Below are 14,755 nucleotides of genomic sequence, written 5' to 3'. Positions count from 1 at the left end.
AATGTCCGAGCATCCGATTAACGGCCTCATGCAGACTGCCATGGAAAATATCCGGGACATGGTGGATGTGAATACGATTGTCGGCGAACCGGTGGAAACCCCGGACGGTTCAGTTATCATGCCGATTTCTAGAGTCGGCTTCGGCTTCGCCGCAGGCGGCAGCGAGTTTCAGGCGGACGGAGCGATCAGTGGGAACCGGGTGTTGACCGAAGCGCATAACGCGTCGGTACAATTGCCGTTCGGCGGCGGCAGCGGCGGCGGGGTATCGATCACACCGATCGCTTTTCTTGTGGTGGGGGCGCAAGGCGTGAAGATTGTTCCGCTGGACAACCAGACGCATATTCTCGAGCGGTTGATCGAATCGGCACCGTCTTGGGTGGATAAGATCAAGAACTTCATGCAAGGCGGCACGCAGCAAGCCGGTATGATGCAAGGCGGTACGCAAATGCAAGGCGGCTCGATGCCGAGCGGCATGACGCAGCAAACCGGAAACGCACAGCAGCAAAAAAGCTCGACCGTCCCCATCGCACCTTCACCTACGTCCGATAAACTCATGTAACGAAAAAAACCGGTCCGCGCGGACCGGTTTTTTGCTGCTCATTTTCCCGTCTTCATACTTCCGGACACGCCTACATAAATTGTATGGAATCGTTGAAATGCAGCGGAGGAGGTAACGTTGTGACCACCCGAGGCGACCGCCTGAAAACCAAATGGCTGGCATTCTTGTTGGCCGCCGGCTTACTGCTGTCCCTGCCCGTACCCGCGGGGGCGAAGGCGGGACCGCCCCCGGCGCCGGGCAACCACGCGAAAGCCGTCTCGCTGATTGATGTGACCTCCGGCCGGATCCTGTTCAGCCAGCGTGGGGACGAGCCCATGAAAATCGCCAGTCTCACCAAAATCATGACCGCCATCGTCGCCATCGAGTATGGCAAGCTGGACGAAATGGTCACCGTGAGCAGCCGTGCGGCGGGTAAAGAAGGGTCGTCCTTATATCTTCAGTCCGGCGAAAAGATTTCGCTCCGGAACTTGCTTTACGGGCTCATGCTGCGCTCCGGGAACGACGCCGCCGTCGCGATTGCCGAGCATGTCGGGGGCTCCCTGGACGGGTTTGTGTACATGATGAATCGCAAAGCGGAAGAGCTCGGGCTCTCTCACAGCCATTTTACAAATCCTCACGGTTTGGATAATCCGCTCCATTATATGTCGGCGAACGATTTGGCGAAGCTGACGGCCTATGCGCTGCACAACCCGGACTTCCGCGCGATTGTGAAAACACGGGTAAAAACAGCTCCTAAGGAAGGTGAAAAATGGGGCTACAAATGGGTGAACAAAAATAAGATGCTGGACATGTACGAAGGGGCGGACGGCGTCAAAACCGGCTACACGAAGCAAGCGTTGCGAACGCTCGTGAGTTCCGCCACGAGAGGCGGCCAGCAGCTCGCCGCGGTCACGCTGAATGACAGAGACGATTGGGAGGATCACCGGAAGCTGTTGGATTACGGCTTTGCGAATTATCCGCTTTCCGACGTGGTGAAACAGGGAGAGCCGATAGCCGGATATCCTTACGCGGCGGCCGACGATTTTCGTTATGCTTTCGCGAAAGGCGAGCTTGAATTGGTTCGGATGCAAATCGTTCCATTGAACCCATCCACACTGGATTACAGGCTCGGACACCGCGGAGAGCTCCGCTTCTCGTTGCAAGGCCAGTTGATCGGCAGCGTGCCGATCGTCGACCTCGCTCTTCCGCAGCAAGCGATGAAATCTACCGCCGAGTATCGGACGGATTCGTCGGTATCCCATGACGCTGCCCGCTCGTTCGCGGACGTTTTCCGCTCTGTCATTCGGGCACTGCTTTTGCGTTAATGCCCGTACCGGCTGAAGCAGCGTATTAAGGAGGCCTAGCCGATGGTCAACTGGATTTGGCTCGGGATGATTGTCGTGAGCGTAATATTCGGCGCCGCCAACGGTCGGATGGAGGAAGTGGCGGAGGCGGCGTTCGGGGGTGCCCAAACAGGCGTCACCGTATGTCTCGGTCTTGTCAGCATCCTCGTGTTCTGGATGGGGCTTATGAAAATCGCGGAGAACGCCGGTCTGGTTCTCGCGTTATCGCGCATACTGGCCCCTGTGGTCAGGCGGCTGTTTCCCGACGTGCCGGCCGAACATCCGGCCATGGGGTACATCTTATCCAATATGAGCGCCAACCTGCTCGGGTTGGGCAACGCCGCGACGCCGATGGGCATCCGGGCGATGCAGGAGCTGCAAAAGTTGAATCCGGACAAGTCGGTCGCCACACCGGCCATGTGCACGCTGCTCGCGCTCAATACGGCCAGCATTACGCTTGTCCCGACGACGATGATCGCGATCCGGATGAATTTCGGATCGCTTCATCCCGCCGATATCGTCGCCTCCACACTTCTCGCGACGGCCGTCGCGACCGGAGCCGCCCTGGCGGCTGACCGCTGGTACCGGTGGACGAGCAGGGGAGGGTAACCCGGGATGCTGGCATGGATCGAGCTGTTATCCGCCTGGATGATCCCGATGCTGATTGCCTTCATTCCTCTTTATGCCGCCTACCGCAAAGTTCCCGTTTATGAGACATTCATCGACGGGGCCAAGGACGGATTCGGGACGGCGGTGTCCATCATCCCGCATTTGGTCGGCATGCTGACCGCCATCAGCATGTTTCGGGCTTCCGGCGCCCTGGATACCATCATTCAATCCATTCGTCCGTTTCTTGAGCTGCTTGGGGTTCCCGGAGAAGTGCTGCCGCTTGCACTGCTTCGTCCACTGACCGGAGCCGGCTCGCTCGCCTTTGTGACGGATTTGATCAAAACACAAGGGCCCGATACGTTCGCCGCCAAGGTGGCAGCCACCATCCAAGGGAGCACCGACACGACCTTGTACGTGCTCACCGTTTATTTCGGCGCCGTCGGCATTCGGAACTCCCGTTATGCGCTCAAGGTCGGACTCTTTTCGGATATTGTCGGATTTTTCGCCGCGGTCGCCGTCTGCTGGCTCTTGTTCGGCCAATCGTGAGCTCAACTTGTGTCATCCCCTGTAAAAACGGTATGATGGGGAATGAGGTGAGCATCTCCGTGGAGAGACTGCAGAAAATTTTGGCGAACGCAGGCATAGCGTCCCGCCGCAAATGTGAAGAACTGATCGCCGCCGGTCATGTGACCGTCAACGATAAAGTGGTGACCGAGCTTGGCGCCAAAGCCGATCCGAATGTGGACGTCATCGCCGTGAAAGGCCGGCCGATCAAGCGCGAGAACAAGCTGTACATTTTATTCAACAAGCCCAAGGGTGTCATCACGACGATGACCGATCCCAAAGGCAGAAGTACCGTCCACGATTACTTGAAGAAGGATATCAAGGAACGCGTATATCCGGTGGGCCGTCTGGACTACGATACCGAGGGCCTGCTGCTGCTGACCAACGACGGCGATTTGGCCCATATGCTCACGCACCCGAAGCATCACGTGCCCAAAACGTATCACGCGACGGTCGAGCGCGTCCCGCACGGCAACGATCTGGAGAAGCTGAAACGGGGCATCAAGCTGGAAGACGGGATGACGGCCCCCGCCGAAGCCGAATATCACGACGTCGACCCGGACGGGAAATATGCGACGATTTCGCTGACGATCCGGGAAGGGCGGAACCGGCAGGTCCGTCGTATGTTCGAAGCGATTCATCATCCGGTGATCCGGCTGAAACGCATATCGTTCGCCGGTTTAACGCTCGGCGGGCTCCAGCGCGGCAAACACCGCAAGCTGACACCGGCAGAAGTGCAGAAGCTGCGAGATGCGGCGAACGGCATCGAGACAGCGGTGGAACCCGACAGCGAGCCGGAACATTAAGCTCATGGCACACCCGCAGCCAACCTGTGTGCGAGTGGACACAAAACGTTCAAAACCGGAGGTCGGGCCCCATTGCCCTTGACCCCGGTATTTTCGTTATAATGAAAAGAAAGCGGTTATGGTGGTGAAAAAGAACGTCATGCGCCGGAACAAAACGCTGCAATTTGTCATCCTAGCGGCGGTCCTGGTCATTGGGGGATACGCTGTTTTTCAATCGTTATTTCAGACGACGGCCGTCATGAAAGCGGGCAATAAGCCGCCGGAATTCCGGCTGCTCGGCCTCGACGGAACGGCGCACGATTTGTCGGAATATAAGGGCAAGCCGCTGATCCTGAATTTTTGGGGCACCTGGTGTCCTCCGTGCCGGGCTGAAATGCCGGCCCTCCAATCGGTTTATGACCGATGGAAGGATAAAGGCGTCCAGCTGGTCGGCATCAATCTCAGTGAAGAGAAGCTGACCGTACAAAATTTTGCGCGCGAGGTGGGAGCCTCTTTCCCGATTTTACTCGACCGCAACAGACAGACCGAGAAGAAATACGGCCTGAAGCAATACCCGACGACTTTCTTTATCGGCGCCGACGGGAAAATCCAGGACATCATGATCGGCGGACCGCTCAGCGAAAACGACATCGAGTCACGGATCGCCAAGCTGATGAACGCGAAGTCGTAACGGCAAGGAGGTTCACTCTTTTTGATTTCCAACACCAAATGCGAATGCGGCCATCAGAACCATATCGGCACGGTGCTTTGCGAGGCGTGCGGCAAGCCGCTGATCGAGCTGCCTGACGACGGTCAAATGCCGGCCGAGATGCGCTACGACGGCGTGGCCAGACGCTCGCAAAAGGCAAATCCAAGCTGGATCGACCGGATCTGGAACTTTTTCTCCTCGGTGAAGGTCGCCGTCTGGCTCATTATACTCACCCTGATCGGTGCTTCTTTGGGAACGATCTATCCGCAGGAAGACACGTTCATCAATCTCGACGATCCGGCAGCTTATTATAAGCAAAATTACGGCAACTTCGGCGTGATCTATCACGCCCTCGGCTTGTCGAGAACCTATCAATCGTGGTGGTTCATCGGACTCTTGGTCATGATCGGAACTTCGCTCGTGATTTGCAGCCTGGACCGGGTGCTTCCCTTGTATCGCGCGCTGGCCAAGCAGCAAGTGCGAAAGCACCTTCAATTCTTGACGCGGCAGCAGGTCGTGTACGCGGGAGCCGTTCCCGGCGACCAAAATACTTGGCTGGACGGCTTCGCGAAGCAATTGAAGAAAAAAAGATACCGGATCTGGCGTGACGGCGACGCGCTGTTGGCGGAGAAAAACCGGTTCAGCCGGTGGGGGCCGTATATCAATCACATCGGTCTCATCATCTTTCTGCTGGCCGTGCTGGGCCGCGGGATTCCCGCATGGCACATGGACCAGTACATCAGCATCGACGACGGTCAGACGGTACCGATTCCGGGCACGAATTTTTTTGTCAAAAACGAGAAATTTACCGTCGAATATTATACCGATGCGGAGCTGCCACCGACATTAAAGGGAAGCGTGCGTCCCAAAATGTTCAACACCAAAGCCACGCTCTATCAATGTACCGCAGCGTGCGACGACCCGACCCGGGACCCCGTTCTCGAAAGGGTGAAAACGCATGACATCCAGGTCAATCATCCGCTGGCGTACAAGGGCCTGAAGCTGTATCAGTACGATTTCTCGGAGCAGCTCCGGCTGATCTCGGTCTCTCCGGTGATCGTCAACAAGAAGACCGGTGAGCAGTTCGGCCCGTTCAAGCTGCCGATGCGCAATCCTGCATTGACTTATCAGGTAGGTCCTTATACCCTGGAACTGAAAGACAAATTTATGGATTTCGGCCTGGACGAGCAGGGGCGTCCGATGACCAAATCGCGCGATCCGAACGCTCCGGCCTTTGTATTCCTGATCAAAGGACCGGATTTGTCGGCCGGCGGGGAGCCCTATATTTACTTCCCGAAGCAGAATGACAAGGTCAAATTCGGTCAGGACGTGCTGAACCGTGCTGTCGCAGATAAGCTCGACATTCGCGTGAACGCCATGAAAGACGTGAGCTTTTCCGAATATACTACGTTTTTGAACGTCAGAGTCGACAAGGCGATGCCGTTCATATGGACGGGAGCCGCGATCTTCATGATCGGAGTCGTCATCGGATTCTACTGGCAGCACCGCCGGATCTGGCTCCGCTTTGACGGCGGCACCCTCACGCTCGGGGCGCATACGAACAAGAACAATTTCGGGCTTCGGAACGAAGTGGCGGCCGCGCTTAACCGGACCGGCATCGACGTTCCTGCCAAGTCGCTCGACAACAGGAGGAAAACCCATTGAACCACCTGCTGGACTTCAGCGGCGGCGCCTTGATCGCCGCATTGCTTATCTATAGCCTGTCGTTCGTGTTCTTCGCGATCGCCGTCGGCGGCAAAAAATGGAGCAACCGTGAGCCGGCGGAACACGGCAGACGCTGGGGATGGATCGCTTTCGGCGCAGCCTTGGCCGGCACGGCTGCACACGTGACGTTCTTCGTCACCCGCTGGATTGCCGGCGGTCACATTCCGACCAGCAATATGTATGAGTTCATGACGATGCTCGCCATGGCCGTCATGCTCGCATTCATCGTGATCTATCTGATCTATCGAAATATCCTTCTCGGAGCGTTCACGCTTCCGCTGGCCGTTATTTTGATCGCCTATGCGTCCGTGTTTCCGTCGGAGATCCAGCCTTTGATCCCGTCGCTCAACTCGATCTGGCTCCGCGTTCACGTGACGACGGCCGCGCTGGGAGAAGCGTTTTTCGCCGTCGGTTTCGCGGCGGCGCTCGTCCAGCTGCTCCGCGTCGTGGATTTCACGCGCACGGACAAGGCCGGCAGAAAGGCGCGGCGCTGGACGGAATATACGCTGGTCGTCATTATTATCGTCATCGGCTTCTTGGTCTCGGTATTCTCTTTCCGCGCGGCGGGTTATGAGGCGGATTTTCAACAGACCGTCGTGAAGACCGTCAATGGCCAGGAGCAGACATACGTACAGAAAGTAAAGTACGGCTTGCCCCCGTTCGTGAAGCCGCATAACAGCGAGACGGTATCCGTGAAGCCTTTTCTCGGCATGGAGAAACCGCTGTTTGAAGCGCCTTCCTGGATGAACGGCGTGAATGCCGGCCGCAAATTGAACACGATTATATGGTCCCTCCTTTCGGGCTTGATTTTGTACGGAATTTTAAGACTAGTCGCCCGGAAGCAGCTGGGAGCCGTCATCTCGCCTCACCTGTCCGACATCGATCCGGAAGATTTGGACGAGATCAGTTATCGGGCCATCGCCATCGGGTATCCGATTTTTACGCTGGGTGCGCTCATCTTCGCCATGATTTGGGCGCAGATCGCCTGGTCGAGATTTTGGGGCTGGGATCCGAAAGAAGTATGGGCGCTCATTACCTGGCTGTTTTATACCGCTTATTTGCATCTCCGGCTTTCAAGAGGCTGGCAGGGATCGAAATCCGCGTGGCTCGCCGTCATCGGATTCCTGGTCGTATTGTTTACGTTAATCGGGGTTAATCTCGTCATTGCAGGTTTACATTCGTACGCAGGTGTTTCTTAATCCGAGTGAAGGAGTGTTTGCGCATGAGTACGGGCAACCGTATTTTGGTGGTTGACGATGAAGAGCGGATTCGCCGTTTGATTCGCATGTATTTGGAGAAGGAAGGCTACGCCATTGAGGAGGCCGAGGACGGGGAGACCGCTCTTCGCATGGCGGTTCAAGAAGATTACGATCTGATCGTGCTGGACTTGATGCTTCCGGGGATCGACGGGGTCGAAGTATGCACCCGGCTCCGCCAGCAGAAGGCGACTCCGGTGCTGATGCTGACGGCCAAAGGCGAAGAGGTGAACCGCGTGCAGGGCTTCGAAGTGGGGGCCGACGACTATGTCGTCAAACCGTTCAGCCCGCGTGAAGTCATTTACCGCATCAAAGCGATTTTACGCCGCTCGTCTGCGACGGCATTTTTGGCCAAGGACACGAATGCGAGCAACAACATCGTCTTCCCGCACCTGGTGATCGAGCACGACGCGCACCGGGTGTCGGCCGGAGGCCAAGAAGTCAACCTGACTCCCAAAGAATACGAGCTTCTTCATTATTTGGCGAGTTCTCCGGATAAGGTGTTCTCCCGCGAGGAGCTGCTCCGCGACGTCTGGAATTACGATTTTTTCGGCGACCTGCGGACCGTCGACACGCACGTGAAACGGCTGAGAGAGAAGCTGAACCGCGTCTCGGCCGAGGCCGCATCGATGATTACGACCGTGTGGGGCGTCGGCTATAAATTGGAGGCGGCGAAATAAGCGATGGCGATTTGGAGAACGGTCGTCGGCAAACTGTGGCTGACCATCATCGCCCTCGTCGCGGTGGTTATCATTACGGTAGGCGTGTTCCTGATGCAGTATGTCGGCGATCTGCAGCTGGCGGACACGAACAGAATCAAACATTTGTTCATTTATACGGGGGTCGTGGGCTTTTTGCTGACGACCTTTTTTGCCTTTTTCCTGCTCACGAAAATTACCCAGCCGCTCAGAGAGATGAAAGAGGCGGCGGACCGCGTCTCGCAGGGTGACTATGCCGCTCGGGTGGCGATCCGGTCTTCGGACGAAATCGGCGAACTGGCGAATACGTTTAACCAGATGGCGTCGGAGCTCAACGCCTTGATCCGGGATTTGCAGCACGAAAGGGACCACTTGAGCAGCGTGCTCCGAAGCATGACCGACGCGGTCATCTCGTTCGACGCGGACGGCGGCGTCATCCTCACCAATCCGCAGGGCGATCATCTGCTCGACGAATGGAGTGCGGTTCATTGGGAAGAGGAAGCGACCGAGCAGCTCGGTCTTGTGCCCGTTCCTCTGCGGGACACATTCCAAAGAGTGTTGTCGACCGGCAGAGAGCTGACGGACAAAATCCATGTCCAAAGCGGCGTATGGTCGGTGGTGATGACGCCGCTTGCGGCGACGGACGAGGTGCGCGGCGCGGTCGCGGTGTTTCGGGACGTGACGGAAGAATTCCGCATCGACAAGATGCGCAAAGATTTCGTGGCTAACGTATCCCATGAAATCCGGACGCCGCTGTCCATGGTGCAAGGTTACAGCGAAGCGCTGCTGGACGATATCGCCGGTTCTCCCGAGGAACGCAAAGAGCTTGTGCAGGTCATTCACGACGAGTCGCTGCGGATGGGGCGTCTGGTGAAAGACTTGCTGGACTTGGCGAGAATGGAAGCCGGCTATCTCGAAATGACGTTTCAGCCGGTCGATGTGAACGCCCTCATGAGCCGCGTCTACCGAAAATTTTCCGTGCTTGCGAAGGATGCGGGGATCACACTCACCCGAATGGAGGAAGATGCTGCCCTTCAGCTTCAGGCGGCGGATCCCGACCGTCTCGAACAGGTGATGACGAATTTGCTGGACAACGCGATTCGCCATACGCCTTCCGGTGCGTCGATCCGGATGGGCGTGGAACGCAAATCCGGATCGCGCGGGCCGGTACTGGAATTGACGGTGGAGGATGAAGGACAAGGCATTCCGCCGGAAGACCTGCCTTATATTTTCGAACGGTTTTACAAAGCGGACAAAGCCCGGAAGCGCGAGACCAAGGGCGGCGGCGGAACGGGACTCGGCCTTGCCATCGTCAAAAACCTGGTGGAAGCGCACGGAGGCAAAATCCGGGCGGAAAGCGAGCCCGGCCGCGGCACCCGGTTCACGATCTCCTTACCGATGAGCAGCAAAAGAGCAACGACAGGTTCAACGCTTAATAGATAATATGGGGATGGAGATTTGCGTCGGGGAGGGAAACCGGCATGAGCTTAAGACAACGATGGATTGCAACCTTTGCCGGCAATAATGGGGCGAAGAATGGTTTATCCAAGGAAGCCTATGTGGCCCTTTTTATTCACGGATGCTTTCAAATCGGGGCTTCCATGTCGGGGCTGTTCCTGAACTTGTACTTATGGCGGCTGACGGAGAATTTGTGGATAAACGGCGTATTCAACATCATCGTCTACGGAATGACACCTGTCGCCTTCGCCCTGGGGGGATGGATCGCCAAAAAGAAAGACCGGATGGTGACTTACCGGCTGGGCATCGTGCTGATCGCCGTATTTTTTCTGATCGTCGTTTTCGCGAGGGAGCAGGTCGTAACTTATTATCCATGGTTTGCTCTATTTAACGGAACGGCGCTGGGGCTCTACTGGACGGGGTATTTGGTCCTGATGTACGACGTCACGAATGAAGAAAACCGGGCCAAATTTTTGGCGGTCAACATGATCGTGTTTAACTCGGCGGGATTGGCCGGTCCGGCGATCTCGGGATTTCTGATCAGCCGGTTCGAGGGATTGCACGGTTACATGATTACGTTCGCCGTCGCGTGCGCCTTGTTCGCCGTCGCATCGCTCTTCAGCACGAAAATACGCAAAATCGAATCCAACCGGCGCACCTATTATTTGAAGTTCACCGTTCTGATGATGAAGCGCGAGCCGACCTGGTTGAAATCGCTGTTCAGCTTCGTTTTTCTCGGACTGTTTCAGGGCATTATGCTCTTTCTCCCGAATATATTGCTTTTCCAAGCCGTGAAGAGGGAGGACTGGGTGGGACTGCTTGCCGTCTTGTTCTCTTTGCTCACGATTTTGACGGGGTTCCTCATCTCCAGGCAAAAAGACCGGAGCCGGGTGCGCACCGAGCTGTTCTTGTCTTCGGCTTTCGTCTTCATGGCCGCGTCTGTGCTGATGGCGGGCGTAAACACGTGGACGGTCATATCGTTCATGGTCATATTTTCGTTATTTAATCCGTTGACCATTAACACGTTGACGTCTTACTACTACCGGATGATGGACTTTTTACCGCTGAAAGGGCACTTTCGCATCGAGTCGGTGGTGCTGCGCGAAGTGTTCTTGAATACCGGCCGAGTGATCTCGATTTATTTGCTGATTCTCTTCGTAGGCAATCCGGAGTCTCCTGCGCTGCCGATCGTGCTGGTCGTGACGGCCGCGATGCAGTTCGGCATGATCGGCTTAGTCACAAGGCGCAATTCTGTCAGGGTCAAACAGACGCTGACGCAAAAACCTCCCGCCGTGTAAACGGACGGGAGGTTTTGTCGTCAGCGACGAATTAGTACAACTGGATTTCCTTCGCGTTGTTCAAGTCCGGCAGGGCGGTTAATTGCGCCAAAACGTCTTTCGTCACGCCTTTGTCGACTCCGAGTACCATGATGGCCGCGCCGCCTACGATCGTACGGCCGACCTGCATCGTCGCGATGTTGACGTCGTTGGTTCCCAGCAGGGTGCCTACACGGCCGATGATGCCCGGTTTGTCGTGGTGTGAAACGAGGAGCAGGTGTCCTTGCGGCTCGACGTCCACCGGGAACTTGTCCACTTGCGTAATGCGTGCTCCGAATCCGTTCAGCAGCGTGCCGGCGACCAAGCGTTCTTCTTTGGTCGTGCGGAGGGTCACGCTTACCTGGTTGGTGAAGCCCTTGGTGGCCTGCGTTTTGGAGACGACGATGTTCACGCCGCGGGACTTGGCCAGATGCATAGCGTTCACCACGTTCACTTGGTCGGAGCCGAGATGGCAGGCCAGCACGCCTTGTACGACGTAGCGGTTTAACGGCTGGGTATCGACGTCCGCAAGCTCGCCCGCATAATTGATGACGATTTCCTTGACCGGACCTTCGGCGATTTGCGCGGCGAAGCTGCCCAGTTTTTTGCCGAGGGAAAAGTACGGCTCCAGCTTCGAGAGCACATCCGCGGGAACGGGCGGCATGTTGACCGCGTTCTTGAACGGTTCGTCGCGCAAAATATGCAGCAGCTGCTCGGAGACGTCGATCGCCACATTTTCCTGGGCTTCCACGGTGGAGGCACCCAAATGCGGAGTCACGATAATTTTAGGATGGCTAAGGAACGGATGGTCAGGCGCCGGCGGCTCTTCTTCGAACACGTCGAATGCGGCTCCCGCGACGATCCCGGCGTCGATGGCTTCCACCAGCGCTTTCTCGTCGATGATTCCGCCACGGGCACAGTTGACGATACGAACGCCTTTTTTAATTTTCGCAAACTGTTCCTTTCCGATCATATGGCGGGTTTCGGGAGTAAGCGGCGTATGCACGGTGATAAAGTCCGCGTCCCGGATAATGTCTTCGACGGATGCGAGCTTCACGCCCAGCTTCTCCGCGCGTTCTTCGGTCAGGAAGGGGTCGTAGCCGTAAACGTCCATCCCGAAAGCTTTGGCCCGCGCGGCGACTTCGCTGCCGATGCGTCCCATGCCGAGCACGCCCAGCACTTTGTTGCGAAGCTCGACGCCGACGAACGATTTGCGATCCCAGACACCGCCCACGGTTTTTAAATACGCTTGCGGAATATGGCGGGCCAGCGCCATCATCATGGCGAAGGTGTGTTCACATGTGGTAATGGTGTTGCCGTCCGGCGCGTTGATGACGATAATGCCCCGTTTCGTAGCGGCGTCCAAATCGATATTATCGACGCCGACACCCGCACGGCCGATCACCTTCAGCTGTTTCCCGGCGCTCATGATCCGCTCGGTCACTTTCGTTTGGCTGCGGACGAGCAGTGCGTCGTATTCTCCAATAATGCCCACGAGCTCGTCTTCGGTCAGCCCGGTTTTTTTGTCGACCGCGATATCCGATGCCTCAATCAGCAACGAAATCCCCAGATCGCTGATCGGATCCGACACCAACACTTTAAACATGCGAAATCCCCCTTCGAAATCCTCTTTTCTGCAGACCCCCTGGAAAAAGAAAACACCCTCGGCTCCGCATCCGCTTCCGGGCGGACAACGGCGCATTGAGGGCGGCCTGCGCAACTTCAGTCACTTCGGATGTTCCTATTATTTTATAGCAATAAGACATGTTATGGCAATCCAATATGCGACAAAAAACGAAAACTTGCGTATATTACTTGTCCGGTACGAAGAAAGGCAGCTGGGGGAGCTGCTCGCGGCCGTAAAGTTTCGTTTTGCTGTCCAGAAAATCGCCGCTGCGGACGGCGTCCGTGCCGGTGAGAAGCTCCGCGATGGAGCGGAGCGAAGTCTGCTTCATTTTGGCCGCTTGGCCGGAGCGGATGAACTCGTCGATCCGTGCAGTGAGATCCTGCGGCAGAAACTCGGTGAACAATGCATTTTCGGACAAGTAATCGGCGATCACTTTGTTTTTCACCAGGAGAGACAGCGTCTTCCAACGGCTCAGATCCAAGGACGCGGGACTTTTGAAATCATCCGGAAACTCCGTGTTGACCGTAGCGCCCCATTTGAGCATCGACCGGTAATAGGCGTTTTGACCGGACAGCGCATACCGGAGACCGTCCGTGTAAAAGGCATTCGCTTGCAGGTTTTTCATGAGTTTCGCCGCGTCGGCTTTATTCGCCCCGCTTGCTTGGGAAGCGAAGCTTTCGGAGAAAAGCTTCAAGCTTTTGAGATAGTCGTTCTGCGCGTCCTTCAGCAGCGGGGAGGAAACCGGGACATAAGCTGTGCTGATCGTTTCATATTTGGCGTCGGCCGTCTTCGCCAGCTCCTTCAGGGAAGCGGACAAATCGGCGGACGGATCTCCCGACCACTTGCTTTGCGCCTTGAAGAAATCGGATTGAAATTCACGGTAAGGCAAAAATACGGTATGATAAAAAGACACGAGATCTTGCTGCTGGTAAGCGTTCGGAGCTGGTTTGGCTGTGGTGTCCTTCGCTGCATTCTGCTCTTGCTGTTTGGCTGCGGCTCTCTCGGTCCCAACTTTCACTCCATAAAAAAACGCTCCGATCGCGATGACGAGCATAAGCAGAAAGGCAAGTGAGAAGCCAAGGTCGGTACGGTTCAAACGCTTTTCCATGATTACTCCTTTGAATGTCTCGGGTTTTGGTCGTGAATGTCGTCTCTAGTATAGAAAAAGTTTCCGGTGTTGAACATACAAAAATTGACGGTTTTCAGAGGGATAATGAGAAAATTCGACATGCGCAAATTGAAACTTCGCAGTGTGTCCGTCGACGATTTAAGCGACCGGATGCTGCTTGTCAATTTATATCTGACTCAACTGCTTACTTTGATTATCGGCTCCGTCTGGCTTTTTTTGCAGAGTCGAAATCCGTTTCGGCTTATGGAGTTTCCGTCCAGCTTGAATTTTTTGGGGTGGGGAGCCGGACTGGCCGCGGCGGTATTGCTTGCGGATGTTGCGATTTCTCGCTGGGTGCCGGATGAAGTATCCGACGACGGCGGCGTCAACGAGCGGCTTTTTAAGGCCAGGCCGGTGTGGCATATTGCGTTGATTTCTTTGATCGTGAGCATTTGTGAGGAAGTTTTATTCCGCGGCGCGATCCAGCATGCGATTGGTCCCTATTGGACCAGCATCGTATTCGCGGCGATTCATGTCCGCTATTTGCGGCATTGGATCCCGACCGGACTCGTTTTCTCTATCAGCTACGGACTGGGCTGGATTTTCATTCAATCCGGCACCATTTGGGCGCCTATTGCCGCGCATTTTCTCATCGATTTGATTATGGGCCTCATTATTCGTTTTCGGAGGGAGAAAGAATGAACGACCAAGATACCTCTTCGGTATGGAGCCGGTATCGGGATGCAAAGAAGCATGCCTTGAGTGAGGCGGCAGAAAATAATGACGAACCGATGACGCTGGAAGAACTGGAGAAGGCAATCGCCGAAACGGCGGCAGCGTCCGGCATTCCGGAAACCGGTATGCCTCCCAGAGCGGCCGTGCATCCGTCTAAACGAGTCCAATTAACCCGCTGGTTTTACCGCGTACTTCTGGTATTGTTTGTCGGGCTCGTCGCCGGCTTGGTGTGGTGGGGAAGGCAGCATTACGGCGCATAGGCAAACTAAACCAAAAATCCCCTT

At 55.9% G+C, this 14,755-nt stretch carries 15 protein-coding genes; 13 read left to right on the top strand and 2 right to left on the bottom strand.

Annotated elements, in window-relative coordinates:
• Nucleotide 1 precedes the first annotated feature (1 nt).
• The 11 genes from ytfJ (at nt 2) to E5161_RS03075 (ending at nt 10,983) form a co-directional block, all read left to right on the top strand.
• Entirely contained in the window at nt 2-559 is a 558-nt protein-coding gene (gene ytfJ / locus E5161_RS03125) for a GerW family sporulation protein (protein ID WP_136776196.1), read from the top strand.
• A gap of 119 nt (nt 560-678) precedes the next feature.
• Nucleotides 679-1,863: a D-alanyl-D-alanine carboxypeptidase family protein gene (locus E5161_RS03120; protein WP_425456437.1), complete on the top strand. Its 1,185-nt coding sequence runs from the start codon at nt 679-681 to the stop codon at nt 1,861-1,863.
• Between the two features lie 42 nt (nt 1,864-1,905).
• The gene (locus E5161_RS03115) at nt 1,906-2,490 is read left to right on the top strand and encodes a nucleoside recognition domain-containing protein (protein ID WP_136776194.1); all 585 of its coding nucleotides are present in this window, start codon (nt 1,906-1,908) and stop codon (nt 2,488-2,490) included.
• A 6-nt stretch (nt 2,491-2,496) separates the two neighbouring features.
• A complete protein-coding gene (locus E5161_RS03110; protein WP_136776193.1) occupies nt 2,497-3,036 on the top strand; it encodes a spore maturation protein in 540 nt (179 codons plus the stop codon).
• A gap of 59 nt (nt 3,037-3,095) precedes the next feature.
• Complete coding sequence (locus tag E5161_RS03105) at nt 3,096-3,860, top strand: pseudouridine synthase (protein ID WP_136776192.1); 765 nt, start codon at nt 3,096-3,098, stop codon at nt 3,858-3,860.
• Between the two features lie 124 nt (nt 3,861-3,984).
• Nucleotides 3,985-4,530: a redoxin domain-containing protein gene (locus E5161_RS03100; protein ID WP_425456436.1), complete on the top strand. Its 546-nt coding sequence runs from the start codon at nt 3,985-3,987 to the stop codon at nt 4,528-4,530.
• 21 nt (nt 4,531-4,551) lie between these two features.
• Nucleotides 4,552-6,213, top strand: a complete 1,662-nt coding sequence (resB, locus tag E5161_RS03095; protein WP_136776190.1) for a cytochrome c biogenesis protein ResB — start codon at nt 4,552-4,554, stop codon at nt 6,211-6,213.
• A complete protein-coding gene (gene ccsA, locus E5161_RS03090; protein ID WP_281279836.1) occupies nt 6,210-7,472 on the top strand; it encodes a cytochrome c biogenesis protein CcsA in 1,263 nt (420 codons plus the stop codon). Before resB ends, ccsA begins: the two co-directional genes overlap by 4 nt.
• 23 nt (nt 7,473-7,495) lie before the next feature.
• Nucleotides 7,496-8,209 carry a response regulator transcription factor gene (locus E5161_RS03085; RefSeq protein ID WP_136776189.1) on the top strand — a complete coding sequence of 238 codons (714 nt, stop codon included), beginning with the start codon at nt 7,496-7,498 and terminating at the stop codon, nt 8,207-8,209.
• Between the two features lie 3 nt (nt 8,210-8,212).
• Nucleotides 8,213-9,670, top strand: coding sequence for a HAMP domain-containing sensor histidine kinase (locus E5161_RS03080; RefSeq protein ID WP_136776188.1), 1,458 nt, complete (start codon nt 8,213-8,215; stop codon nt 9,668-9,670).
• Nucleotides 9,671-9,708: 38 nt separating this feature from the next.
• Complete coding sequence (locus E5161_RS03075) at nt 9,709-10,983, top strand: MFS transporter (protein WP_136776187.1); 1,275 nt, start codon at nt 9,709-9,711, stop codon at nt 10,981-10,983.
• A gap of 31 nt (nt 10,984-11,014) precedes the next feature.
• On the opposite strand, the gene serA is transcribed toward E5161_RS03075, so the two are convergent.
• Nucleotides 11,015-12,607 (bottom strand): phosphoglycerate dehydrogenase, encoded by a 1,593-nt coding sequence (gene serA / locus E5161_RS03070; protein WP_136776186.1) that lies wholly within the window; start codon nt 12,605-12,607, stop codon nt 11,015-11,017.
• Between the two features lie 205 nt (nt 12,608-12,812).
• Nucleotides 12,813-13,736, bottom strand: coding sequence for a hypothetical protein (locus E5161_RS03065; RefSeq protein ID WP_136776185.1), 924 nt, complete (start codon nt 13,734-13,736; stop codon nt 12,813-12,815).
• Nucleotides 13,737-13,841: 105 nt separating this feature from the next.
• On the opposite strand from E5161_RS03065, the gene E5161_RS03060 reads away from it, so the two are divergent.
• Nucleotides 13,842-14,438, top strand: coding sequence for a CPBP family intramembrane glutamic endopeptidase (locus E5161_RS03060; RefSeq protein ID WP_136776184.1), 597 nt, complete (start codon nt 13,842-13,844; stop codon nt 14,436-14,438).
• Nucleotides 14,435-14,731: a hypothetical protein gene (locus E5161_RS03055; RefSeq protein ID WP_136776183.1), complete on the top strand. Its 297-nt coding sequence runs from the start codon at nt 14,435-14,437 to the stop codon at nt 14,729-14,731. The genes E5161_RS03060 and E5161_RS03055 overlap by 4 nt, the downstream gene beginning before the upstream one ends.
• Nucleotides 14,732-14,755: the final 24 nt, after the last annotated feature.

It is taken from the genome of Cohnella pontilimi (assembly GCF_005049045.1).
Taxonomy (GTDB): Bacteria; Bacillota; Bacilli; order Paenibacillales; family Paenibacillaceae; genus Cohnella; species Cohnella pontilimi.
This window is presented reverse-complemented; position numbering and strand designations above follow the sequence as displayed.